Below are 23,602 nucleotides of genomic sequence, written 5' to 3' on the forward strand. Positions count from 1 at the left end.
CTTACGAAGATAGTAATTTTGTTTAAAATTTAACAAAAACCATTAAAAATGTTTAAAAATTTAATTATTACGTGTGTTTTAGGGATGTTAGGCGTTGTTCTAGGTGCTTTTGGAGCACATGCTTTAAAAGAAGTTTTAACTGCTACAGAGTTGTTGAGTTTTGAAACTGCGGTCCGTTATCAAATGTATCACGTAATTGTATTGTTATTTATCAATATTTATGACGGATTTACTACTTTACAAAAAAACAGGGTTAGCTATCTTTTTTTCTTAGGGATTTTACTTTTTTCTGGTTCTATTTATGCGATTCATCTAACTCCAATTACAGCAAAATCTATTTGGTTTGTTACGCCTTTAGGAGGATTAACATTGATAATTGGTTGGTTTTTAATGATTATGATATTCTTAAAGAAATACCGTAATAGTAAATAAATTGATAATTTTAATGTAAGATATGTTACTGTTTGGAATTAAAGTGTAATTTTGTCAGTAATTAATCTATAAATAATTAAATATATTGATATGGTAGATACAAGTACGAAATCGATTTCGTTAAATAGTCTAGGAATCAAAAATGCAACAGTTCGTTATCAGTTAACTTCAGACGAGCTACATAGTGAAACTTTAAAAAAAGGACAAGGAAAAGTGTCTTCTTTAGGTGCTATTTCGGTTAATACAGGAGAATTTACAGGTCGTTCACCAAAAGATCGCTTTATTGTAAAAGATGAAGTAACTAAAGATGAGGTTTGGTGGAGTGATGTGAATATTCCTTTTGAGTCGGGTAAATTTGATGCACTATATACTAAAGTTGTTGATTATTTATCAGGTAAGGAAATTTTTGTAAGAGATAGTTATGCTTGTGCCGATGAAAAATATAAATTAAATATTAGAGTCGTAAACGAACAACCTTGGAGCAATATGTTTGCTTACAATATGTTCTTACGTCCAACAGAAAAGGAACTAGAAACTTTTTCTCCAGAATGGACTATTATAAATGCGCCTGGTTTTATGGCAGACGCAGATGTAGATGGAACGAGACAACACAATTTTGCTATATTAAACTTCAGTAAAAAAATAGCTTTAATAGGAGGAACCGGTTATACAGGTGAAATTAAAAAAGGAATCTTTTCTGCTTTAAACTTTATTCTGCCAGTTTTTAAAAATACGTTACCAATGCATTGTTCTGCAAATGTTGGTAAAGATGGTGATACTGCTATTTTCTTCGGATTATCAGGAACCGGGAAAACAACCTTATCTACAGATCCAGATAGAAGTCTAATTGGTGATGATGAACATGGTTGGACGGCAGAAAATACGGTGTTTAATTTTGAAGGTGGTTGTTACGCAAAAGTGATTAATTTATCAGCAGAACAAGAACCAGAAATTTTTTCAGCTATTAAAAAAGGTGCAATTTTAGAAAACGTAGTTATGGATGATAAAGGAGTTGTCGATTTTGGAGATACTTCTATTACCCAAAATACAAGAGTTAGTTATCCAATTCACCACATAGAGAATATACAAGTGCCATCCATAGGAAAAAATCCGAAGAACATTTTCTTTTTAACTGCGGATGCATTTGGTGTTTTACCTCCAGTTTCTAAATTAACACCTAATCAGGCTGCGTATCATTTTATTTCTGGTTATACCGCAAAAGTAGCGGGAACAGAAGCAGGAGTTACGGAACCAACACCAAGTTTTTCTGCTTGTTTTGGAGCACCTTTTATGCCATTACATCCAACTAGATATGCAGAAATGCTAAGTAAGAAAATGAAAGACGCTGGCGTAAATGTTTGGTTGATTAATACAGGTTGGTCTGGTGGACAATATGGAGTAGGTAGAAGAATGCCCTTAAAATATACAAGAGCAATGATTACGGCTGTTTTAAATGGCGATTTAGGGAGTTATAAATATGAAGATTATCATATACATTCTGTTTTTGGTGTTGCACAACCAAGATCATGTCCTGGGGTGCCTACAGAATTATTAAGTCCGAGGTCTACTTGGAATAATGATGAAGCTTATTATAAGACGGCATTTAAACTATCTAATGCTTTCAGAAATAACTTTACGCAGTTTGAAGAGGTTGCAAGTGAAGATATACGTAGAGGTGGACCTCAGCGATATGCTTTTTAGTAGTTTTGTTTTTTTTAGTAAAGCACCTCAATTTGAGGTGCTTTTTTGTTTGAGCTAAGATTTAAATTTATAGAGTTAATAACGAGGTTGTTAATACTGTATCTTTGTGTAAGTGAAACACACTAAATTATATATTAATCAAAAAAAATAAAATTATGAGCAATAGTAGCAATACAGTAGTAGGATTATTAGCAGGAACAGTAATAGGAGCAACCTTAGGTATTTTATTTGCACCAGATAAAGGAGCAAAAACTAGACAAAGAATTTCTGATGAAGCGTTAGCAGCAAAAGATAAGATAGTAGATACGGCAAGTGATTTAACGGAAAAAGTATCGTCTTCAGTAGCAGGTCAAAAAGAAAGTTTAGACACGCAATTAGAAAATGTAGTATCTAACGTTAGTCATAAAGCAGAAGATGTAATTTCAACTTTAGAGAAAAAATTGAAAGAGTTGAAAGAACAAAATAAAAAATTACAAAAATCTGCCTAATCGATGAGTATATTCGACAATATAAAAAATTCCGCAGATAAAGGAACTGAAGCAAGTAAAGAATATGTCTCCAAAACTATAGAGTATTCAAAGTTAAAGGCATTTCAAGTAACAGCTTTAACCCTAAGTATGATTGTTAAACTTTTTGTAATAGGAAGTTTATCTGTCTTAGGGTTTATATTTTTGGCAATCTCTAGTGCCATTGCTTTGGGAGAACTTCTCGAAAACGCGGCTTTAGGATATTTATTTGTGGGATTATTTTTCTTTGTTATTTCTATAATTATTTATCTTTCGAGAAAATCTTTTGAGAAAAAAGTAATATCTAAAGTATCTAGAATATTTTATGACTAATCATTAATGCCTAAAAAAACGAAAATGAAAATATATCAAAGTTTCGAAGAAATAAATACTGATTTAAGGCAGTTATCATTAGAAAAACAAATTGCTTTAGAAGAACTTAAATTGGTGAAAAGTGATTTTGAAGAAAGTATAAAACCTATGACCCTAATAAGTAACGTTGTTACTGCATTGGGTAAGTTTGGGACCTTAATGTTTATAAAGAAAATATTTAAATAGTAGTTGGTTTATAAAGGAGTTACACAACGGATAATAATTTTTTCTTAAATCCGTTTGGAGTAATTCCATACTTTTCTCTAAAAATTTTAGAAAAGTAACTTCTACTACTAAATCCAATACTATAAACAATTTGAGATATATTTAAATCTGTATTCTTTAAAAGGTCTCTTGAAGATTCTAGGCGAATATGTCTTATATATTCTGTAACAGTTCTGTTGTATAAAAACTTAAAACCATCTTGAAGTTTTGCTTGTGTTAAACCAGAAGTTAAAGAAAGATCTTCCAATGTATAGTTTTTAGCAGGATTTTTTACAATTGTTTTACCTAGTTTACGAACAATTTTTAACTCATCCTTGGCAATGGACTTAGGTAAAGGGACACCTTCTAGAAGTCTATTGTGTTGTTGTATATGTAAAGATAATATTTCATAAACTCTGGCTTCAATTTTAAGAATACGCAACATTCCTTTCCCTTTTACATTTTTTATTTGGGCAATTATATCGGCCATTTTTAAATTAAGCGTACCGTAATTTATAAATCTATGATCATGATCTGTGTCTACGAAAACTTCATATAATTTTTCATTTAATGTAGAAACGTTTGTAGTTCTTTTTTTTAAAAATTTCTTTCTGACAATTTCTATAAGATTAATTTCTACTTTTTCATTCTTAGGTAAATGGATATAATTATAACCATCTGTTTTATTTGTAAAAATTAAGGATTGAAATTGTTCTATTTTGCTTTCTTTATTATCAATACCAAATCGATGTTTAAAAGAACCAAATGAAGGGTACATAAATCGAAGAGGATTAAATTCAGGAACTGCTTGAATTTTAAAAATAAACTCTTTGTGCAGTTTTATATCAAAATCTAACAAGTTTACACCCCAATCAAAAGGTATAAATTTAATTGTTCCAATAGCGTTCTCATTATTAATTGTGAGTATATTTTCGCTCCAGTTACTTGTAACAGAACCTCCTATTTTTATGGCAATTTGCTCTAGTAAATCTTTGTCACTATCAGCAATTATTTCAATCTCAATCATTGTAGCAAAGTATTTTAAAGGAACAATTATTTAATGTTCAGTACAAAAAATAAAAATAGTTTAAATTTTAATAACAAAGTTGACTTTTTTATCAATATTTCAAGTTTTTTTATTCTCGTTAAATTTTCAATGGTAATTTTTAGTAAAGAAGAAAAAATTAAATGAGTTAAGATTTAGAGTATATGCAATCACAATCAAAGTTTAATTGGAATATATTTGTATAACAGTTAGTTAGTTAGTTAGTTAGTTAGTTAGTTGGAAAAAATTAGATAGATGTACATCGTTTGGCATCATTAAAGTAAACAAACGTTCATTTAAAATATTAAAATTATGTTACGTTGGACAATCACTTTTATAATAATCGCATTAATAGCAGGAGTTTTAGGATTTGGAGGAATTGCTGGAACTGCAGCAGGAATCGCTAAAATTATTTTTGTAATCTTCATTATTCTTTTCTTAATATCTTTAATTACAGGAAGAAAAAAAGTATAATTATTATTTTTAATCCCAATTAAATATGGGCATATAATACTTGTTAAAAGTAAAAAGCATCCATTTTCGAAAATTTCGAATGGATGCTTTTTTTTTGATTTGATGTGTAAATTCTCAATTATTATTGAATCGTAACCTCTTTTTCGTTTTTTACAATATTTACAGATGCTACTTTTCCTGCCTCTTTTGCTTTCTTTCCAATTTTAGTTTCTTCTTTTATAATTTCTTGAGTATTCGTTTCATCAATAGTTATAGAAGTTATTGTGCTAGATAAATCTGTAGAAGTTTGAGTAGTTTCTATTTTTACTTCTTTTATACTCTTATTATAATCAGAAAGATCTGCACTATTTAAAGCAATACTAGGAGCAATAACTAAAGCTACAACAGACATTAGTTTTAATAGTATGTTTAAAGAAGGTCCAGAAGTATCTTTAAAAGGATCTCCAACAGTATCTCCTACAACCGCTGCTTTGTGAGCATCTGTTCCTTTTTTACCTTGTTCTTCAATTGTTTTTTTAGCGTTATCCCAAGCACCACCAGCATTAGATTGAAAGATTGCCATTAAAACACCACAAGTTGTAACGCCTGCTAATAAACCACCTAGCATTTCTGCACCACCAATAAAACCAACAGCTACAGGAACAACTATTGCTAATAAGCCCGGTAATACCATTTCTCTAATGGATGCTTTTGTAGATATATCAATACATTTTCCATAATCTGCTACACCGTCTGCAGCATCAAAAATAGCTCTATCTTCTTTAGATGCTTTTGTCATATCAGAATCGTATTTACGCATCACTTCTAAAGCTGCTTTTAATTTTGGAATATCTCTAAACTGACGACGAACCTCTTCAATCATAGCCATTGCTGCTCTACCCACTGCATTCATAGATAAAGCTGAAAATACAAAAGGTAACATTCCTCCAACAAGTAAACCTGCCATAATTTGAGGCTGAGAAACATCAATAGCAATAACATTAGCTGTTTTCATAAAGGCAGCAAATAAAGCCAAAGCAGTTAAGGCTGCAGAAGCAATTGCAAATCCTTTACCAACCGCAGCAGTTGTATTACCAACCGCATCTAATTTATCTGTGCGCTCTCTTACTTCATGTGGTAATTCTGCCATTTCAGCAATACCACCTGCATTATCACAAATTGGTCCGTATGCATCTACAGCTAATTGAATTCCTGTATTGGCTAACATACCTACTGCTGCAATGGCAATACCGTATAAACCTGCATAATAGTGAGATACTATAATTGCAGCAGCAATTAAAAGAATAGGGATCATGGTAGACATCATTCCCACACCTAAACCAGCAATAATGTTTGTTGCTGCTCCAGTTTCCGATTGTGCTACAATAGACATTACAGGTTTTTTACCTGTAGCAGTATAATATTCTGTTATTTTACCCACACCTAAACCAGCTACTAAACCAGCTATTGTTGCTTTAAAAACACCCATTGCTCCAAATGGTAAACCTTCTATAGATTCAGGAATTAAAGCTGTTATTATAAAGTAAGAAGCTACAACCATTAAACCTGCAGAACCAAATTCTCCAATATTTAAAGCTGTTTGTGGATTTCCACCATCTCTTACTTTTACAAAAAATGTACCTAAAATAGACATCAAAATACCTACAGCCCCAAGAACTAAAGGTAAATAAACTGCTCCTAGACCATCAAAATTAGGTGTTAAAATAAAAGCACCTAATACCATTGTACCAATAATAGAACCAACATAAGATTCAAATAAATCGGCTCCCATACCAGCAACATCACCTACATTATCACCTACATTATCTGCAATAGTTGCAGGGTTTAAAGGATGATCTTCTGGAATACCAGCTTCCACCTTACCAACTAAATCTGCACCAACATCTGCTGCTTTTGTATATATACCACCACCAACACGTGCAAATAATGCAATTGAAGATGCACCTAATGAAAAACCAGATAATACGTTTAATACTAATGTTAAGTTCTCTGCCCCAGGCCACATTGTTTGGTAAAACATAAATAAGCTACTAAGCCCTAAGATACCTAAACCTACAACTCCTAAGCCCATTACTGCACCTCCCGCAAAAGCTACTTCTAATGCTTTACCTAATGAGGTTTTTGCTGCTTGTGTTGTTCTAACATTTGCTTTGGTTGCTACTTTCATTCCAATAAAACCTGCCAAAGCAGAACAAATTGCTCCAATAATAAAAGAGACAGCAACCATTCCGTTAGAACCTACTTCTGTATTTCCTTTAAAGAAAAGTAAGATGGCTACAGCAATTACAAAAATTGCTAAGACTTTATATTCAGCTTTTAAGAATGCCATTGCTCCATCTGCAATGTTTTTTGCTATTCGAGACATTTTTTCGTCACCAACTGCTTGTTTGGATACCCAACCACTTTTTAGAAAAACGAAGATTAACGCTACCACACCAAATAGTGGTAAAAAATTTACTATTATTTCCATGTTATTTAGTTAATTTAATTCATATTTTTTTTAATTATGTTAAAAATAGTTAAATTAAATTAATAAAAAAAGTATACATAAATTAAAGATTCTATATTTAATTATGGTTTATTTTATATTATTTATACTATGACATATGTCAGATTTATGAATAATTCCAATTGAATTTTAATATTATTATGTTTGTTTTGATAATTATTATCGATATAAGAGGTTTAAATTGAAAACAAAAAAAACACCTTAAAATTTAAGGTGTTTTATACTTCTGTAATTTGTTATCTACTTATATAGTAAATGTTCTTTTTTTCTTGTGTTCGCTATCATCATAACGTTTAACACATTCATCATAAATTTTAATTGCAGCTGCTGCGTCTCCCCATCCACCTGTATCAACTTTTTTCTTTTCTAAGTCTTTATAAACTTGAAAGAAGTGTTCAATTTCTTTTAATCTGTGAGGATTTAAATCTGCGATATCTTCTTTATTACTCCAAATAGGATCAGAAACAGGAACACAAATTATTTTTTCATCAGGACCTTTTTCGTCAGTCATGTAGAAAACTCCAATTGGTCTAACTTCCATAACAACCATTGGGTAGGTTGGTTGGTGTCCTAAAACTAATACATCTAATGGATCTGCATCTAATGCTAAAGTTTCAGGAATAAACCCGTAATCACCAGGGTACATCATAGATGAAAAAAGCATTCTATCGAATCTGATTTTGTGTAATGTAAAATCATATTCGTATTTATTTCTACTTCCTTTAGGTATTTCTATAAGTACGTCAAAAGTTACTTGTCTTTTTGGTTCTTTACTCATTGCTTTCGGTTCTTTCATTTTTTGGTTTTACACAAAAATAGTTATAAATTAAATTTTATTTTAGTTTTGAGGGCATAAATTTACGCAAAGGATTTCGATTTGGTTCTTAAAATGCTTCAATTTCTTGTTTTAAAAATTAAATATCAATCCTGCTGTCACTCCAAATTTTCTTGCTTCTGAATTATCAAAGTAGTTTCCTCTAAAGTTAAAATCTACTCGTAATACCTTAAAAATATTAGCAACACCAACACTGTATTCATAATACGGATCTTGAGAAGGAGCAGTTAAGGGGATCTCAAAACTATTGCCGGTTGTGTTCAGTGCAACATTTTTGTCAGAGATATCTCCTAAAAAGGTTTTAAAACCTATTACAGTTCTTAATTTTGTCTTTTTTAACAACGGAATTCTAGAAAAAATTCTACCATTAAAATTATGCTCTAAATGAAAAGAAGCATATTTATCTGTTACAAATTCGTAGAAATTTAACAGGTTAAAGGTGTTGTTAAACATAAAATAAGTTTGATTTCCTGGAGCAACACTTAATAAGCCTAAAGGGACTTCTCCGAAAGTTTGTCCCATTTCTAAGGAAGTTTTTAACCTTCCTAGACCGCCAATTTCCCATAATTTAAATACAGAAAGCTGTACTTTAGTATAATCAAAATCACTACCAAAAATATCTTTAGTTCCTCTTGTTATTTGGGTAAAGTATTTTGTGTAGTTTGTATTTGCAGGCTCTCGCTGTACTCCAAAACCAGACATTTTTCGTTTAGGATAATAGCCCATAGAAAATACGGTTTCTAATTGCCTTATATTAGAAGATATGCCACCTGAAGCGTTAACATCATTATAATCTAAACTAAAACTATCTGAAGCTGAACTTAATGTTTTATAATTTGCAGAAAGCTTTAATATTAAATTTGGTGCTGGTTCTATTTCTCCTGTTAGCGTAGTAATATTAACGTTTGTTAGTTTATCATTTGTACCAGTGCTTATTAATGATGAAGAACCATCGCTTCTACCTAAAACATCTGTATTTGCAGTTAAAGTAGCTCCAATTTGTTCTATATCATTTTTCTTTCCACCCGTAATTATAAATCTATTTTTTTTGTTTAGAAGCCATTTTGCTTGAAATCCATATTTTAAATTTTCATCTTTTAAGCCATAAGCAGTATAGGCTTCTAGTCTAAATAAGTCATTAGAAGATTTATAAGTTCTTGCCCCAACTCTTACTCGTAATCCTTCTACATCATTATAACCAAAAGTAGAAAAAATAGGGCCATAATCTATGTTTAAGGATTCAATTTCAAAGTATCCAGAATACGAAGTCTGAACAGCTTTGTTTATATTCTTAAACTTTTTAACCGTTTTTAAGGTATCTATTAATTTGTAAATACCTTTTTCATTTTTGTTGAGTTCTTCTAATCTATTATTGTCCCAAAACTCTCTAGATTTACTATATATGGAATCGGTGTTTGGCGTAAAAACTTTTTTATCATAAAAGTGTTCATCCTTTAGTGGTTTATTGAAAACATAATCTTTATATATGGTTGTTTTTTTACCATAGATCCCTCTTGATTTATCTTTTTTACTAAGTGCAAAATCAGATAATAAATAGTCTCTTTTTAAAACAAAAATAGAATCGTTTAACAATTCAAACTCTTGCTCTATATACACATCTTTAACCCAGTTTATATTCGCATTTTTTACTACTTGTAAATTAATTTCTTTAACAGCAAATGTGGAATCATTTACCCAAAAATTACCTTTAAAAGTAAGTTCGTTTTGTCTTCTAGGATAGTAAATAATATTATAACACCATTTTTTACCTATAAAAGAACTGTCTGCTAAAACATAATTATAGTTGTTGATTCCTGTTTTAGACAATGGACTTACAAAGCTTTTATCGAAGATTTTTAAATAATTATCATAAATATCATATTCAGCATATAGGTCATCTACATAATCGATAAGTTGTTGGTCTTTGCTAAAACCAGAGTTTTGGTTTGCAATTAAAACTTCTTTTTCTTTATTTAAAGTATTGTCTCCATATACGTGCGTAAGGTTTTCATTTAAAAAAACGGGTAAAAAAGTTTTTCCGGTTATGCTAGAGGTATCTACATCTTTAAAAACAAATTCTAATCCTTTAAATATTTTTTTCTCTTTTAATTTTTCATCAATAGTATTTAAATCAAATTCTACCTTTTGGTATTTTTTATAGGTATATTGATTAAAGTGACTTAAACCATTTTTACGTTTTTGAGCCCAAATTTTTCTAAGAATGTCTATTGCAGGATTGTTCTTTTTGGGTTGTTTTCCTGTTGCTATTATAATTTCATCTAAAGCATCTGTTTCTTCTTCAAGTATAATTTTTAAGTTATAGCTAATTCGGTTTTCTAAAGGAACTATTAGTGTTTTATAGCCAATGAAAGATATTTCTATTTCTTTCCAAGTTTCCTTAGATTCAAAATAAAAACCACCATTTTCATCACTCGTAGTTCCTTCTATAGAGCCCTTAAATTGTATACTACAATAAGGAAGAGGTGTGTTGTCTGCGTCTGTTATAATTCCCTTTACTTTTGTTTGTGCTAATAAAGAGATAGAAAATAATAGAGTATAAATTAAAGCGAGTTTTATTTTCATTAGTAAGAATAATTCTTGTTGTTTTTTGTGAATTAGATAACGTAATCGTCAATTAATTATTTCCTAGTCGGTGTGTTATTTACGTCCTTACTAAAAAAAAGATATTTTGATTGAGGTAGTATTTAAAAGTAGAAAATACGTGAGTTTTAGATAGTGTAGAAGTGTTATTTTTTTGAATTAATCCAAATAAAAAAAAGACTAATAAAATATATATTTATTAGCCTTTTTTAAGAATTTATTGAAGTTCTTTTTATTTTTTATACATCACTTCTTTTACCGCTTTTATAACATCGTTATAATTAGGTATCCATTTCTCAAATAAAACAGGAGAATAAGGAGCAGGAGTATCTGCAGTAGTAATTCTTTTAATAGGAGCATCTAAATAATCAAATGCTTCTTCTTGTATTCTATAAGTTATTTCTGTAGAAATACTAGCAAATGGCCAAGATTCTTCTAATATAACTAATCTATTTGTCTTTTTTACTGATGTTAAAATAGCAGCATGATCCATTGGACGTACTGTTCTTAAATCAATAATTTCACAAGAAATATTTTCTTTTGCTAATTCGTCAGCAGCTTTATAAGCTTCTTTAATAATTTTTCCAAAAGAAACGATTGTTACATCTGTTCCTGCTCTTTTAATGTCTGCAACTCCAATAGGGATAATGTATTCTCCTTCTGGGATTTCCATTTTATCACCATACATTTGTTCAGACTCCATAAAAATAACCGGATCGTCATCTCTAATAGCTGCTTTTAGTAAACCCTTTGCATCATAAGGATTAGAAGGTACAATTACCTTTAAACCAGGTGTATTTGCAAACCAGTTTTCAAATGCTTGTGAGTGTGTTGCCCCTAATTGACCAGCAGAACCTGTTGGACCTCTAAAAACAATTGGACAATTGAATTGTCCACCAGACATTTGTCTAATTTTGGCAGCGTTATTTATAATTTGATCAATTCCAACTAAAGAGAAGTTAAAAGTCATATATTCTACAATTGGTCTAAGACCATTCATTGCAGAACCAACAGCAACACCTGCAAAACCAAGTTCTGCAATAGGTGTATCTATAACACGTTTAGCACCAAACTCATCTAACATACCTTTAGATGCTTTGTATGCACCATTATATTCGGCTACTTCTTCACCCATTAAGTAAATGCTTTCATCTCTGCGCATTTCTTCACTCATGGCTTCACATATAGCCTCTCTGAATTGAACTGTTTTCATCTAGTATTAATTGTAATTAGTAATTTCTATTGCAAAAGTAATCATTTATGAGAATAAAATTAGTCAAAAATAAATAAATAATGATATGAATTAAATTCATTTATCATTATTTATTTTTTAATTAAAAATACTAAGACTTTTTGTGTAATCAAAACCTTTTATATTAGATAAATCTAAAAGGGTATGAGGATACATTAATAATAGTTGAAAAAGGACTAAGATTATTTTTTCTAGTTCGGTAAAATTAAAAACACTAGATACTATGGTTAAAAAGAGTACTAGTTTTATAAAAGTTACACCAAAAGAGAACTCCTACAAGTGCATTTATAATAAATAAAAACTCATTTTCATATTTAAATCTATACATGTCTACTTCTTGCAGAAGGAATAAAGAAAAAATTAAATGAAGTATACCTAAAATAAAAAGAGATATTTTCTCTCCTTTCCAATTATTAAAAAACAAATAGTTTTTAGTGTAGTAACCAAAGGTGTAAAAAATTAAAGAAACGTCTAAACTCCAAAAGAGCTTTATGTTTGTGAATCTAGGAATTAAAAAACCCATAAATACACTAATAATTATGATTAGGAATTTAACTTTTTTGTTTTGGATGATTTTTTTTATCAACCAAAAAATAAGAAAAGTTAAAAAAATGGAGGGTAAAAACCACATTGGAATTCCCCAATTCATATATTCTACGTCTCCTTGAGCATAAAAAACACCCATAAAATTTTTAACTGGAGAAAGTTCTAAAGCTGCTGATTCTCCATATTTTCTGCCTAAAAATAACCAAAAGAGAAAAAACATAAAACTCCATAGAAAGTATGGGATTAAAAGTTGTTGAACCCTTTTTTTAACGATCTCGAAATAAGATTTCTTAGGATGAAAAACGCTCGCAATTAAAAAAAAAATAAAGGCATATGAAAACTATAAATATAATTCTCGATTAAAGGGAAATTATGTCCGATAACAACTAGAATGATACCAAAACCTTTAATTTGGTCAATCCAATTTATTCTTTTTTGATTTGAAACTAGAGCGCTGATATTTTTTTTGAAATTTTATTTTACTATTAATTTTGTTTTAACTGTAAAGAGCATACTTTTTTTACATTTTATTAAATAAATGTATCTTCTTAATGAGAAAAAGTTAAATAATTTAAAAAAATACTATGCATGCATAGTATTTTTTTAAAAAATTACGTATTTTCGTTGCAGATAAAAAGTATAAAAATAGAATTTTATGAAAATATTGGTTTGTATTAGTCATGTTCCAGATACCACATCTAAGATTAATTTTACAGAAAACGATACAAAATTTGATACAAATGGTGTACAGTTTGTTATTAACCCTTACGATGAATTTTGTTTAACAAGAGCCATGTGGTTTAAAGAAAAACAAGGTGCTTCTGTTACAATTGTAAATGTTGGTGGTCCAGAAACAGAACCTACATTACGTAAAGCTTTAGCAATTGGAGCCGATAATGCAATACGTGTAAATGTAAACCCAACAGACGGATTTCAAGTAGCAAAAGAATTAGCCGCAGTAGTTAAAAATGGCGAATATGATTTAGTATTGGCAGGAAAAGAATCTGCAGACTATAATGGTCAAATGGTTCCTGGAATGTTAGCTACTTTAACCGATTTTAACTTTATAAATGGTTGTGTTGGTATAGAAGTAGACGGTACTTCTGTTACTGCAACTAGAGAAATAGATGGAGGAAATGAAACCTTATCAACAAGATTGCCTTTAGTAATTGGTGGACAAAAAGGAGTGGTTGAAGAAAAAGATTTACGCATACCAAACATGCGTGGAATTATGATGGCACGTAAAAAACCATTAGAAGTGGTAGAGCCAGTTAGTAATGAAGCATCAACAAGTATTCAATCTTTTGAAAAACTACCAGCAAAAGGAGCTGTAAAATTAGTAGATGCAGATAATGTAGATGAGTTAATTAGCTTATTGCATAACGAAGCAAAAGTAATATAAGGAGGTGTAATTGGTGAATTGTTGAATCGTGTAATTGTTATAACGATTACCCAACAATTACACAGTTAAATAATTACACATTTTACACAATTTAAAAAAATAAATATATGTCTGTTTTAGTTTTTGCCGATTCATCGGAAGGAAAATTTAAGAAAACTGCTTTAGAAGTAGTTTCATATGGAAAAAAAGTTGCAGAACAATTAGGTACTAATGTTGTTGCAATCACAATAAATGCAAGCGATTCATCAGAATTATATACGTACGGAGCAGAGAAAGTAGTTTCAGTTTCTAATGATGCTTTACAAACTTTTAATGCAAAACAATATGCAGCTGTAATTACAGAAGTTGCAAAAGCACAAAGTGCAACTGTTGTAGTTGTAGATTCTAGTACAGATGGTTTGTATCTAGCGCCAATTATTGCAGTAAACTTAGAAGCAGGTTGCGTTTCTAACGTAGTAGATGTACCATCAAGTACGAGTCCGTTTACGGTAAAAAGAAAAACATTTTCTAACAAAGCATTTTCAAATACTGTAATTTCTACAGAGCATAAAGTTATAGGAGTTGCCAAAAATTCTTATGGCGTTCATGAAAATGAAGTTGCAGGAAGCACAGAAACTTTTGAAGCTACAATAGTAGAATCAGGAGTTAAATCAGAAAAAATAGAAAGAGTTACTGGTAAAGTAACTATTGCAGATGCAGAAATTGTTGTCTCTGCAGGTAGAGGTTTAAAAGGACCAGAAAACTGGGGCATGGTAGAAGAGTTGGCAGAAGTTTTAGGAGCTGCAACTGCATGTTCTAAACCAGTTTCAGATTTAGGATGGCGTCCACATGCAGAACATGTAGGGCAAACAGGTAAGCCAGTTGCATCTAATTTATATATTGCCATTGGTATTTCTGGAGCAATCCAACATTTAGCAGGTATCAATGCATCAAAAGTAAAAGTAGTTATAAACACAGACCCAGAAGCGCCGTTTTTTAAAGCAGCAGATTATGGTATTGTTGGTGATGCTTTTGAAGTTGTACCAAAATTAATCGAAAAATTAAAAGCTTTTAAAGCATCTTAATTATTAAAAAGTTAATGAAAGCATTGCTTGGGAGTTTCTTTTAAAATAGGAATCTAATTAAAGAATTTATTCTTTTTGGGCGTGCCAAAATTATTTAAAATGTATTATTAGAAACTTATCAGAAGTAAAATTTTGATAAGTTTTTTTTATAAACATTTACCAGAACCAAATAATTTTGTCAGGCTTTCCGCACTCGCTTTTTTATTTTTAAAAGAAAAATAAAAAGAGCTCAAACAACTGCTACAATCCTTCACGCAATAGTAAATATCACTTTTTTGAGAAATATCAGCTTTAAGCTATTATTTTTATTAAATTGTGCCCTCTAAAAAGTTTGTGAAAATGACCTCAAAAAAAATTACAAATATTTTTAGTTTTACGTAAATAAATTTATGAGTTTAATACAATTAACTATAAAGGGTATTTCTTACAGTCAAACTCAGAGTGGTGCTTATGCATTGGTTTTGAGTGAGATGGAAGGAACGAGAACTTTACCTATTATTATTGGAGCCTTCGAAGCACAATCTATTGCCATAGCTTTAGAAACAGAAATTAAACCTCCAAGACCACTTACACATGATCTCTTTAAAACATTTTCAGACCGCTTTTCTGTCACAGTAAAAGAGGTAATTATCCATAAATTAGTAGATGGTGTATTTTTTTCTAGCTTAGTTTGCGAAAAAGACGGTGTAGAAGAAATAATAGACGCAAGAACTTCAGACGCAATTGCCATAGCAGTTCGTTTTCAAGCACCAATATATACTTATGAAAATATTTTAGAAAAAGCAGGTATTTTTCTAAAAATAGAAGAAGAATTTGGTATCGAAGATACTTCAGAATCAGACGAAATTTCGTTAGAATTAGAAGACTTAGTTGTTCAAAAAGAAGAACCTTTTTCAGATGTATCTTTAAAAGAGCTTCACGATCAATTAAATAATGCAGTTTCCGATGAAAACTATGAGTTGGCTGCAAAAATTAGAGACGAAATAAGTAAACGCTCTTAATATTATACGTACACATTATGAAAAAAATATTTATTGCTGTTTTCTGTTTGTTGTCAATTTCTGTTTTCTCTCAAAGTACAGAAACTGTTTCTGCTATTACAGAAATTGTACCTAGTCAAGGTTTTTCTTTTCAGAGTTTATGGAGAGGTGTTTTAGGTATGTGTTCTTTAATTATAATAGCTTTCTTGTTTAGTGCAAACAAAAAAGCAATTGATTGGAAAAAAGTAGGTATTGGTTTATTCTTACAATTAATAATTGCTATTGGAGTTTTAAAAGTAGAATTTATTCAATCTATTTTCGAATTTGTTGGAGGGATTTTTATAGAAATATTAGCTTATACAAAAGCAGGAAGTGAGTTTTTATTTGCTGGTATTGTAGGCGATATGAATAAGTTTGGTTACATATTTGCTTTTCAGGTATTGCCAACAATTATATTCTTTTCTGCCTTAACATCTCTATTATTCTATTTAGGAATCATTCAAAAAGTAGTAAAAGTTTTAGCTATTGTTTTATCTAAGTTTTTAGGTATTTCTGGTATGGAAAGTCTTTCTGTAGCGGGTAATATCTTCTTAGGACAAACAGAAGCACCACTTTTAATAAAAGCTTATTTAGAGAAAATGAATAAGTCGGAAATGCTATTGGTAATGATTGGTGGTATGGCAACTGTTGCAGGTGCTGTGTTGGCTGCTTACATTGGTTTTTTAGGTGGTGGAGATAAAGAGTTAGAATTGGTGTTTGCTAAACATTTATTAGCAGCTTCTGTAATGGCGGCTCCGGGTGCTATTGTAATCTCAAAAATATTATATCCACAAACAGAAGAAGTAAATTCTGACGTTTCTGTTTCTCAAGAAAAAATAGGTGCTAATATATTAGACGCTATTGCTAATGGAACCACAGAAGGGCTTCGTTTAGCAGTAAATGTAGGAGCAATGCTTCTAGTTTTTGTAGCTATCATTGCGATGTTAAATGGTATTTTAGGAGCTGTTGCATCTTTTGATGGTTTTACAATTGAATATCTAAGTCTAGAATGGAGAATTACTTCTCTAAACGATATTATTGCACAAAACACTCTTTATGATGGTCTTTCTTTAGAGTTTATTTTAGGATATATATTTGCTCCTTTAATGTGGCTTATTGGTGTTGCTCAGGAAGATATGGCGTTAATGGGGCAGTTATTAGGTATTAAATTAGCCGCAAGTGAGTTTGTTGGTTATATACAATTGGCAGATTTAAAAAATGCAACAAGCGCTACACATTTAACTTTTAACAAGTCTATAATTATGGCGACTTATATGTTATGTGGTTTTGCTAACTTTGCTTCTATAGGAATACAAATAGGAGGTATTGGTTCTTTAGCTCCTGGGCAACGTAAAGTATTGTCAGAGTTTGGAATGAAAGCTTTAATAGGAGGTACTATTGCATCTTTAATGTCTGCAACAATTGCAGGTATGATTATAGGATAGTGGCGAATCGCTACAGATAATCATAAAATGTTATCTTCAATCCGTTAATAACTTTTATACAATATTTAAAAAGCATCAAGAAAAATTATTGATGCTTTTTCTATTTTTACAGAAGTTTATTATTGACGTTTACACAAATAAACAATTAAACGCTTACACATTATAATGAAACAATATCACGACTTAGTAAAACACGTTTTAGAAAACGGAAACGAAAAAGGAGATAGAACAGGTACTGGAACAAAAAGTGTCTTTGGATACCAAATGCGTTTTGATTTAAGTGAAGGTTTTCCAATGGTTACTACTAAGAAACTACATTTAAAATCTATTATTTATGAATTGCTTTGGTTTATAAAAGGCGATACAAATATTAAATATTTACAAGAAAACGGCGTAAGAATCTGGAATGATTGGGCTGATGAAAATGGAGATTTAGGTCCTGTTTACGGACATCAATGGCGTAATTGGAATAGTGATGAGGTAGATCAGTTAAAAGATGTTATAACGTCTATAAAGACCAATCCAAACTCAAGAAGAATGTTGGTTTCTGCTTGGAATCCTTCTGTATTACCAGACACTTCTGTGTCTTTTTCAGAAAATGTTGCCAATGGAAAAGCAGCATTACCTCCTTGTCATGCTTTTTTTCAATTTTATGTAGCAGATGGTAAGTTATCTTGTCAGCTATATCAAAGAAGTGCAGACATCTTTTTAGGAGTGCCTTTTAATATTGCATCTTATGCCTTATTTACAATGATGATTGCACAAGTTTGTGGTTATGAGGCAGGCGAGTTTATTCATACTTTTGGAGATGCTCATATCTATAATAACCATAAAGAACAATTTGAAGTTCAGTTGGCTAGAGAAATTAGACCTTTACCAAAAATGAAAATAAACCCAGCAATAAAAAATATCGAAGATTTTACTTTCGAAGATTTTGAGCTGTTAGATTATAATCCTCACCCACATATTAAAGGAAAAGTTGCGGTTTAGAAATTAAACTTACTTGATCATAAAACAGAAAAGAGCTTTCAAAATTAATTGGAAGCTCTTTTTTTTTATATCAATAACGTTGTTATTATAAATTTAATACGCTGTTTTCTGTTCCTGCAAAGTCGTTCCAAGCAAGTCCATCTGCTTCTTGTTCGTTTGTATATGTACCATCTATTAAGTATTTAAACTCATAAGATTTTCCCGATTCTAAATCTAAAGTACCTTTAAAAGAACCATTTTTCAATTTCTTTAAAGGAGCCGATTTTTCATTCCACTCATTAAAGCATCCTACTACCACTACTTTTTTAGCTTCTTCAGCAGGCACAGTAAAAGTTACTTTACAAACTGGTTTGCTTTTTAAAAATTGTTTTTTAATTGCCATAATTATTCTATTCAAAAATTTTAAGTAAAAATATGTAACTACTTGGTTATAAACATCATTATTTAGTAAGAAAATAAAAGAATTATCAGTTATGTAAAATGGCTATATATATTATTAATAATTCAAAATTAAAGGGAATTAAAATTATTGTTTATATAAAATAAAGCATGTTTGTTTCTGCTTGATTTTCAGTGTTTTCAGTTCGAAAACGTATTCGTAAGTATGCTATATTGATTTAAAGTATCCTTAAAACGTCAAATCTTGGTAGAAATATTCTAATTTTGTTGAAATTTTAGGATTCTATGATTACAATTATAGCAGCAATTGCAAAAAATAATGCTTTAGGAAAGGATAATGCTTTAATTTGGCATTTACCGGCAGATTTAAAACGGTTTAAAAAGGTTACAACCGGACATCACATTTTAATGGGTAGAAATACTTTTGAGTCTATAGGTAAACCTTTACCTAATAGAACAACTATTATAATTACCCGAAATAAAAATTATTTTAAAGAAGGGTGTTTAATTGCCAATAGTATTGAAGAAGCCATAGAAATGGTAGAAAATAAAGATGATATTTTTATAATTGGTGGTGCACAAATTTATAAAGAATGCATAGAGAAAGACTTGGTAGATAGGTTAGATATTACTCAGGTGCATCATGAATTTGAAGCAGATGTTTTTTTTCCGGAGATAGATTTAAAAATTTGGAAAGAAACAGCAAGAGAAGATTTTTTAGCAGACGAAAAAAATAAATTTGATTTTAGTTTTGTAAGATACTCAAAGAAAACTATCTAATTCTACTAGAAAAACCTCCCCCTAAATTCATTTTATACTTTTGTTGAGCAAATAAAAAGTAATTAAATAATTTGTAGTTTACGTCGTAACCGTAATCTGTAGTAGATTGGTAGTCTACGATATTTTCATAGATATTAGCGTTGAATTGTATAGGGTTTCTAGCTCTATTATTCCATTCTAAAACCCAAGTTCTATTTCTAGCCTCTAGGTAGTTTTGAGAATAATAACCTTCTGGTTTCGCTACGGAAGCTAAAAATGCATTAAAACCAGGGTCTATAATAATTACTTCATACTCTAAACTATCATTGGCAATAATAACAGGTTTTTCTTCTGTAGTTGTATTTTTTTTTATTGGTGATGAACCACAAGCGTACACAAATAATCCAAAAGAAAAAAGGATAAGAAGTTGTTTTAATAGTTTCATAATCAATTGTTTTATTTATAGTAAAGTTCCGAAAAATATTCTAAAATAGATTGGTTTTTAATTGATTTAACATTAATTTTCAACCTTAATAAAAAGGAATGAGACAAAGATGCTTTTGGGTAACAGACAGTGACTTGTATAAAAAATATCATGATGAAGAGTGGGGAGCACCTGTCTATGATGATCGTATTTTATTTGAATTTCTAATCTTAGAAACTTTTCAAGCGGGTTTAAGTTGGATTACAATTTTAAATAAAAGAGAAAATTTTAGACTTGCTTTTGATCAATTCGATTATAAAAAAATAGCAACCTACTCTGAAAGTAAATATGAATCTTTGCTAAAAGATTCAGGTATTATCAGAAATAAACTAAAAATTAAAAGTGCCATTACAAATGCGCAATTATTTATAGAAATTCAACAAGAGTTTGGTTCTTTTTCTAAATTTATTTGGTCTTACGTTAATAACAAGTCAATTATTAATAAGTTCGATAAAAGAGAGGAAGTTCCGGCAACAACAGCACTATCAGATAAAATTTCTAAAGACTTAAAAAAGAGAGGTTTTAAATTTGTAGGATCTACTGTAGTGTATGCGTATATGCAAGCTATTGGTATGGTAAATGACCACACCACAGATTGTTTTAAATATTTAAAAGAATGAATGTATTTGAAATACCTAAAGATGATTTAAAAAAAATCATTTCTACTTTTAACAGAGAAATTGGTCGCTTTATTTTTTTTGTTTTCGTCTTGTTTTTTGATAGTATTTATTTTGCAGAAAACGTAACAAGCTCGCAGCTATTAATTAATATTTTAATGCTAGCTGGTTTTTTTAAAATGTACTTTAGATCTACTCCAAGAGTAAAAGAACTAATGATTTATGCTGTAATTTTAGGTTTTGCAGGAGAATATCTTTTTTCTAGAGCATTAAGTATGTATACTTATAGGTTAGAGAATGTACCGTTTTATGTACCTATTGGTCATGCCGCTTTGTATGGTAGAATTTTAATGTTTAGTAAGGCATCAGTTGTAAAAAAATACAATAAAGCTATAGAGCAATTGTTTGCAATTGTAATTGCCATTTTTGCAACCACATATCTTGTTTTCTTTTCAGATGTTTTTGGTTTTGTAATGACAATAGGTGTTTTTCTATTACTTTGGAAAAGGCCTAAGGATAGGTTGTTTTTCTATGCGATGTATATTTTAGTAGCAATTCTAGAAATTGGTGGTACTGCGTTTGGATGCTGGAGATGGCCAAGTATTGGGTTTGAGGTTTTTGAGTTTTTACCAAGTAATAATCCCCCAAGTGGTATTAGTTTATTTTACTTTTTATTAGATATTGGTTGCTTTGTAATTTATACTCAAAGACATAATATAACTTGGAGTAGACTTAAAAATATACGAAGTATACGCGCTTAAAATTTGTACCTTTATACATCAATTATAAATTTAATAAAATGAATATAAAACAGATGATTTTTGGTTGTTCAGTTGCCTTATTATTGGCTTCTTGTACTTCGGAACCAAAAAAAGAAACCGAAAAAGAAAGTGAAAAAGTAGCCACTGAATTTAACCATTTTGTAGAGCAATTTGGAGATATTAAAGTATTGCGTTATAAAATTCCAGGATTTGAAGAACTTACTTTAAAAGAAAAAGAACTTGTTTACTACTTAACCCAAGCAGGTTTGTCTGGTAGAGATATTATGTGGGATCAAAACTATCGCTATAATTTAAGTATTAGAAAAGCGTTAGAAAATATTAACCAAAATTATACGGGAGATAGAGAAAATGATAATTTTAAATCGTTTAAAACCTTCTTAAAAAGAGTTTGGTTTTCTAATGGAATTCATCATCATTATTCTAATGATAAATTAAAACCAGCATTTACAAAAGAATATTTTACAGAGGATTTATTAAAAAACTCAAACACAGAATTGTCATCAGAAATAATTGAAATTTTGTTTAATGATGCTGATAATAAAAAAGTAAATAAGAAATCTGGAGTTGACAATATCTTGTCATCAGCAATTAATTTTTATGGACCAGATATTACAGACAAAGATGTTGCTGAATTCTATAAAACAGCTTATAAAGGATCTAAAGAGCAACCAATTGAGGCAGGTTTAAATTCTAAACTAGTAAGAGAAAATGGTAAGTTAGTAGAAAAAGTTTGGAAATCTGGCGGCATGTATGGTGCTGCATTAGACAATGTTATTGGTTGGTTAGAAAAAGCAAAAGGAGTTGCAGAAAACGATAAACAAGCGCATACTTTAGAGTTATTAATAGAATATTACAAAACAGGAAGTTTAAATGTTTGGGATCAGTATTGTGTTGCTTGGGCAACTTCAACAGAAGGAAATATCGATTGGATAAATGGTTTTATCGAAGTCTATAACGATCCAAAAGGATATAGAGGTTCTTATGAAACTATTGTTCAGATTAAGGATTTTGACATGTCTCGTAAAATGAAAGTTTTATCTGATAATGCGCAGTGGTTTGAAGATAATGCTCCTTTAGATCCTTCTCATAAAAAAGAAAATGTAGTTGGGGTTTCTTATAAAACGGTAAATGTTGCTGGTGAGGCTGGAGATGCATCTCCAAGTACGCCAATTGGTGTAAACTTACCGAATAACAACTGGATTCGTGAACAACATGGTTCTAAATCTGTTTCTTTAGGAAACATTATTGGTGCTTATAACAATGTAGGCGGAACTGATCGTTTAAAAGAATTTGCCAATGATGAAGAGGAAGTTCGTTTGGAAGAAAAATACGGTCAGATTGCAGATAAACTACATACTTCTTTACATGAAGTTGTTGGGCATGCCTCTGGTGTTATTAATGAAGGAATAGGGCAACCAAAAGAAACACTTCAAAATTATGCTTCCACAATGGAAGAAGGACGTGCAGATTTAGTTGGTTTGTATTACTTAATGGATGTTAAATTGCAAGAATTAGGGTTGACAGATAATTACAAGGAGTTAGGGATGGCTGCTTATGATGGATATATTAGAAATGGATTAATGACACAATTGGTGAGAATTAATTTAGGAGATGATATTGAAGAAGACCATATGGTAAACAGGCAATGGGTTTCAGCTTGGGCTTTTGAGCAAGGTAAAAAGGACAATGTAATAGAGAAAGTTGTAAGAGATGGTAAAACGTACTTCAATATAAATGATTACGATAAGTTAAGAGAAATATTTGGAAGTTTATTAAAAGAGGCACAACGTATAAAATCTGAAGGTGATTTTGAAGCTGCTAAAGCTTTGGTAGAAGGCTATGGTGTTAAAGTGGATCAACAATTACATGCAGAAGTTTTAAAAAGAAACGAGCAATTTAAATCTGCACCTTATAATGGTTTTGTAAACCCTGTTTTGGTTCCGGATGTAGATGAAAGTGGAAAGGTTGTAGATGTACAAGTTACACACCCTAAGGATTTTGAAGAGCAAATGTTATTTTACTCTAAAAATTACAACTTCTTAGAAACGGAAAATTAAAATTAATTATTCCTGATAAGGAATATCTTTAAAATTAATTTATGTAAAAACCGACTCTGTTTAGAGTCGGTTTTTTTATGATTATCAAATTGTGAACTGATTTTATT

24 protein-coding genes are annotated in these 23,602 nt (G+C 30.3%); 15 read left to right on the forward strand and 9 right to left on the reverse strand.

The genetic code is table 11. The annotated features are described in order from the left end of the window. The first annotated feature begins 48 nt into the window (after positions 1–48). From H0I28_RS16935 to H0I28_RS16955, 5 genes are all read left to right on the forward strand, one after another. Entirely contained in the window at positions 49–432 is a 384-nt protein-coding gene (locus H0I28_RS16935) for a DUF423 domain-containing protein (RefSeq protein ID WP_218759877.1), read from the forward strand. 90 nt (positions 433–522) lie between these two features. Continuing rightward, complete coding sequence (pckA, locus tag H0I28_RS16940) at positions 523–2,133, forward strand: phosphoenolpyruvate carboxykinase (ATP) (protein WP_218759878.1); 1,611 nt, start codon at positions 523–525, stop codon at positions 2,131–2,133. A gap of 155 nt (positions 2,134–2,288) precedes the next feature. Beyond that, entirely contained in the window at positions 2,289–2,621 is a 333-nt protein-coding gene (locus H0I28_RS16945; RefSeq protein WP_218732572.1) for a YtxH domain-containing protein, read from the forward strand. 3 nt (positions 2,622–2,624) lie between these two features. Beyond that, a complete protein-coding gene (locus tag H0I28_RS16950; RefSeq protein WP_218732573.1) occupies positions 2,625–2,972 on the forward strand; it encodes a hypothetical protein in 348 nt (115 codons plus the stop codon). Between the two features lie 24 nt (positions 2,973–2,996). Further along, the gene (locus tag H0I28_RS16955; RefSeq protein WP_218732574.1) at positions 2,997–3,197 is read left to right on the forward strand and encodes a DUF6327 family protein; all 201 of its coding nucleotides are present in this window, start codon (positions 2,997–2,999) and stop codon (positions 3,195–3,197) included. A 19-nt stretch (positions 3,198–3,216) separates the two neighbouring features. Here the strand turns inward: H0I28_RS16955 and H0I28_RS16960 are convergent, their stop codons facing one another. Beyond that, positions 3,217–4,242, reverse strand: a complete 1,026-nt coding sequence (locus H0I28_RS16960; RefSeq protein WP_218752121.1) for an AraC family transcriptional regulator — start codon at positions 4,240–4,242, stop codon at positions 3,217–3,219. A gap of 330 nt (positions 4,243–4,572) precedes the next feature. Between H0I28_RS16960 and H0I28_RS16965 the strand changes: the two genes are divergently transcribed. Next, the gene (locus H0I28_RS16965) at positions 4,573–4,734 is read left to right on the forward strand and encodes a DUF1328 domain-containing protein (RefSeq protein WP_165732137.1); all 162 of its coding nucleotides are present in this window, start codon (positions 4,573–4,575) and stop codon (positions 4,732–4,734) included. A gap of 121 nt (positions 4,735–4,855) precedes the next feature. Here H0I28_RS16965 and H0I28_RS16970 read toward each other — a convergent pair whose 3' ends face one another. The 6 genes from H0I28_RS16970 to H0I28_RS17755 all read right to left on the reverse strand — a co-directional run bounded on the left by H0I28_RS16970 (position 4,856) and on the right by H0I28_RS17755 (position 12,936). Continuing rightward, on the reverse strand, positions 4,856–7,204 hold the full coding sequence (locus tag H0I28_RS16970; RefSeq protein ID WP_218759879.1) for a sodium-translocating pyrophosphatase: 2,349 nt from the start codon (positions 7,202–7,204) through the stop codon (positions 4,856–4,858). Between the two features lie 283 nt (positions 7,205–7,487). After that, a complete protein-coding gene (locus H0I28_RS16975) occupies positions 7,488–8,021 on the reverse strand; it encodes an inorganic diphosphatase (RefSeq protein ID WP_068448985.1) in 534 nt (177 codons plus the stop codon). Positions 8,022–8,150: 129 nt separating this feature from the next. Next, entirely contained in the window at positions 8,151–10,661 is a 2,511-nt protein-coding gene (locus H0I28_RS16980) for a DUF5686 family protein (protein ID WP_218732577.1), read from the reverse strand. Positions 10,662–10,911: 250 nt separating this feature from the next. Next, a complete protein-coding gene (locus H0I28_RS16985; protein WP_165732143.1) occupies positions 10,912–11,892 on the reverse strand; it encodes a pyruvate dehydrogenase complex E1 component subunit beta in 981 nt (326 codons plus the stop codon). Positions 11,893–12,145: 253 nt separating this feature from the next. Beyond that, positions 12,146–12,802, reverse strand: coding sequence for an acyltransferase family protein (locus tag H0I28_RS17750; RefSeq protein WP_218761834.1), 657 nt, complete (start codon positions 12,800–12,802; stop codon positions 12,146–12,148). Beyond that, the gene (locus H0I28_RS17755; protein WP_368384475.1) at positions 12,790–12,936 is read right to left on the reverse strand and encodes an acyltransferase family protein; all 147 of its coding nucleotides are present in this window, start codon (positions 12,934–12,936) and stop codon (positions 12,790–12,792) included. Before H0I28_RS17755 ends, H0I28_RS17750 begins: the two co-directional genes overlap by 13 nt. A 196-nt stretch (positions 12,937–13,132) precedes the next feature. Between H0I28_RS17755 and H0I28_RS16995 the strand changes: the two genes are divergently transcribed. The 5 genes from H0I28_RS16995 (at position 13,133) to H0I28_RS17015 (ending at position 18,397) form a co-directional block, all read left to right on the forward strand. Beyond that, positions 13,133–13,879 (forward strand): electron transfer flavoprotein subunit beta/FixA family protein, encoded by a 747-nt coding sequence (locus H0I28_RS16995; RefSeq protein WP_218759880.1) that lies wholly within the window; start codon positions 13,133–13,135, stop codon positions 13,877–13,879. Positions 13,880–13,986: 107 nt separating this feature from the next. Next, a complete protein-coding gene (locus H0I28_RS17000; RefSeq protein ID WP_218759881.1) occupies positions 13,987–14,943 on the forward strand; it encodes an electron transfer flavoprotein subunit alpha/FixB family protein in 957 nt (318 codons plus the stop codon). A 389-nt stretch (positions 14,944–15,332) separates the two neighbouring features. Next, complete coding sequence (locus H0I28_RS17005; protein ID WP_218759882.1) at positions 15,333–15,944, forward strand: bifunctional nuclease family protein; 612 nt, start codon at positions 15,333–15,335, stop codon at positions 15,942–15,944. A 17-nt stretch (positions 15,945–15,961) separates the two neighbouring features. Then, positions 15,962–17,407 carry a NupC/NupG family nucleoside CNT transporter gene (locus H0I28_RS17010; RefSeq protein WP_218732582.1) on the forward strand — a complete coding sequence of 482 codons (1,446 nt, stop codon included), beginning with the start codon at positions 15,962–15,964 and terminating at the stop codon, positions 17,405–17,407. Between the two features lie 165 nt (positions 17,408–17,572). Beyond that, entirely contained in the window at positions 17,573–18,397 is an 825-nt protein-coding gene (locus tag H0I28_RS17015) for a thymidylate synthase (RefSeq protein WP_218759884.1), read from the forward strand. 85 nt (positions 18,398–18,482) lie between these two features. On the opposite strand, the gene H0I28_RS17020 is transcribed toward H0I28_RS17015, so the two are convergent. After that, positions 18,483–18,779 carry an isoamylase early set domain-containing protein gene (locus H0I28_RS17020; protein ID WP_218733771.1) on the reverse strand — a complete coding sequence of 99 codons (297 nt, stop codon included), beginning with the start codon at positions 18,777–18,779 and terminating at the stop codon, positions 18,483–18,485. A 302-nt stretch (positions 18,780–19,081) separates the two neighbouring features. Between H0I28_RS17020 and H0I28_RS17025 the strand changes: the two genes are divergently transcribed. Then, positions 19,082–19,576: a dihydrofolate reductase gene (locus H0I28_RS17025; RefSeq protein ID WP_218759886.1), complete on the forward strand. Its 495-nt coding sequence runs from the start codon at positions 19,082–19,084 to the stop codon at positions 19,574–19,576. Here the strand turns inward: H0I28_RS17025 and H0I28_RS17030 are convergent. After that, positions 19,569–20,000, reverse strand: coding sequence for a DUF6146 family protein (locus tag H0I28_RS17030; protein WP_218752128.1), 432 nt, complete (start codon positions 19,998–20,000; stop codon positions 19,569–19,571). The genes H0I28_RS17025 and H0I28_RS17030 overlap by 8 nt on opposite strands. Before the next feature lie 98 nt (positions 20,001–20,098). On the opposite strand from H0I28_RS17030, the gene H0I28_RS17035 reads away from it, so the two are divergent. Genes H0I28_RS17035 through H0I28_RS17045 form a run of 3 tightly spaced genes read left to right on the forward strand, consistent with a single transcriptional unit; the run spans position 20,099 to position 23,495 of the window. Next, entirely contained in the window at positions 20,099–20,659 is a 561-nt protein-coding gene (locus H0I28_RS17035; protein WP_218759888.1) for a DNA-3-methyladenine glycosylase I, read from the forward strand. Beyond that, positions 20,656–21,417: a hypothetical protein gene (locus H0I28_RS17040; protein ID WP_218752129.1), complete on the forward strand. Its 762-nt coding sequence runs from the start codon at positions 20,656–20,658 to the stop codon at positions 21,415–21,417. The genes H0I28_RS17035 and H0I28_RS17040 overlap by 4 nt, the downstream gene beginning before the upstream one ends. A gap of 38 nt (positions 21,418–21,455) precedes the next feature. Next, a complete protein-coding gene (locus H0I28_RS17045; RefSeq protein WP_218759890.1) occupies positions 21,456–23,495 on the forward strand; it encodes a dipeptidyl peptidase 3 in 2,040 nt (679 codons plus the stop codon). Positions 23,496–23,602: the final 107 nt, after the last annotated feature.

It is taken from the genome of Polaribacter sp. AHE13PA, assembly GCF_019278505.1.
GTDB lineage: Bacteria > Bacteroidota > Bacteroidia > Flavobacteriales > Flavobacteriaceae > Polaribacter.

What these genes read in the sequence shown, in the direction of transcription:
- H0I28_RS16935 (WP_218759877.1), top strand. Translation starts at nt 49, where the DNA reads ATGTTTAAAAATTTAATTATTACGTGTGTTTTAGGGATGTTAGGCGTT.
- pckA (WP_218759878.1), top strand. Translation starts at nt 523, where the DNA reads ATGGTAGATACAAGTACGAAATCGATTTCGTTAAATAGTCTAGGAATC.
- H0I28_RS16945 (WP_218732572.1), top strand. Translation starts at nt 2,289, where the DNA reads ATGAGCAATAGTAGCAATACAGTAGTAGGATTATTAGCAGGAACAGTA.
- H0I28_RS16950 (WP_218732573.1), top strand. Translation starts at nt 2,625, where the DNA reads ATGAGTATATTCGACAATATAAAAAATTCCGCAGATAAAGGAACTGAA.
- H0I28_RS16955 (WP_218732574.1), top strand. Translation starts at nt 2,997, where the DNA reads ATGAAAATATATCAAAGTTTCGAAGAAATAAATACTGATTTAAGGCAG.
- H0I28_RS16960 (WP_218752121.1), bottom strand. Translation starts at nt 4,242, where the DNA reads ATGATTGAGATTGAAATAATTGCTGATAGTGACAAAGATTTACTAGAG.
- H0I28_RS16965 (WP_165732137.1), top strand. Translation starts at nt 4,573, where the DNA reads ATGTTACGTTGGACAATCACTTTTATAATAATCGCATTAATAGCAGGA.
- H0I28_RS16970 (WP_218759879.1), bottom strand. Translation starts at nt 7,204, where the DNA reads ATGGAAATAATAGTAAATTTTTTACCACTATTTGGTGTGGTAGCGTTA.
- H0I28_RS16975 (WP_068448985.1), bottom strand. Translation starts at nt 8,021, where the DNA reads ATGAGTAAAGAACCAAAAAGACAAGTAACTTTTGACGTACTTATAGAA.
- H0I28_RS16980 (WP_218732577.1), bottom strand. Translation starts at nt 10,661, where the DNA reads ATGAAAATAAAACTCGCTTTAATTTATACTCTATTATTTTCTATCTCT.
- H0I28_RS16985 (WP_165732143.1), bottom strand. Translation starts at nt 11,892, where the DNA reads ATGAAAACAGTTCAATTCAGAGAGGCTATATGTGAAGCCATGAGTGAA.
- H0I28_RS16995 (WP_218759880.1), top strand. Translation starts at nt 13,133, where the DNA reads ATGAAAATATTGGTTTGTATTAGTCATGTTCCAGATACCACATCTAAG.
- H0I28_RS17000 (WP_218759881.1), top strand. Translation starts at nt 13,987, where the DNA reads ATGTCTGTTTTAGTTTTTGCCGATTCATCGGAAGGAAAATTTAAGAAA.
- H0I28_RS17005 (WP_218759882.1), top strand. Translation starts at nt 15,333, where the DNA reads ATGAGTTTAATACAATTAACTATAAAGGGTATTTCTTACAGTCAAACT.
- H0I28_RS17010 (WP_218732582.1), top strand. Translation starts at nt 15,962, where the DNA reads ATGAAAAAAATATTTATTGCTGTTTTCTGTTTGTTGTCAATTTCTGTT.
- H0I28_RS17015 (WP_218759884.1), top strand. Translation starts at nt 17,573, where the DNA reads ATGAAACAATATCACGACTTAGTAAAACACGTTTTAGAAAACGGAAAC.
- H0I28_RS17020 (WP_218733771.1), bottom strand. Translation starts at nt 18,779, where the DNA reads ATGGCAATTAAAAAACAATTTTTAAAAAGCAAACCAGTTTGTAAAGTA.
- H0I28_RS17025 (WP_218759886.1), top strand. Translation starts at nt 19,082, where the DNA reads ATGATTACAATTATAGCAGCAATTGCAAAAAATAATGCTTTAGGAAAG.
- H0I28_RS17030 (WP_218752128.1), bottom strand. Translation starts at nt 20,000, where the DNA reads ATGAAACTATTAAAACAACTTCTTATCCTTTTTTCTTTTGGATTATTT.
- H0I28_RS17035 (WP_218759888.1), top strand. Translation starts at nt 20,099, where the DNA reads ATGAGACAAAGATGCTTTTGGGTAACAGACAGTGACTTGTATAAAAAA.
- H0I28_RS17040 (WP_218752129.1), top strand. Translation starts at nt 20,656, where the DNA reads ATGAATGTATTTGAAATACCTAAAGATGATTTAAAAAAAATCATTTCT.
- H0I28_RS17045 (WP_218759890.1), top strand. Translation starts at nt 21,456, where the DNA reads ATGAATATAAAACAGATGATTTTTGGTTGTTCAGTTGCCTTATTATTG.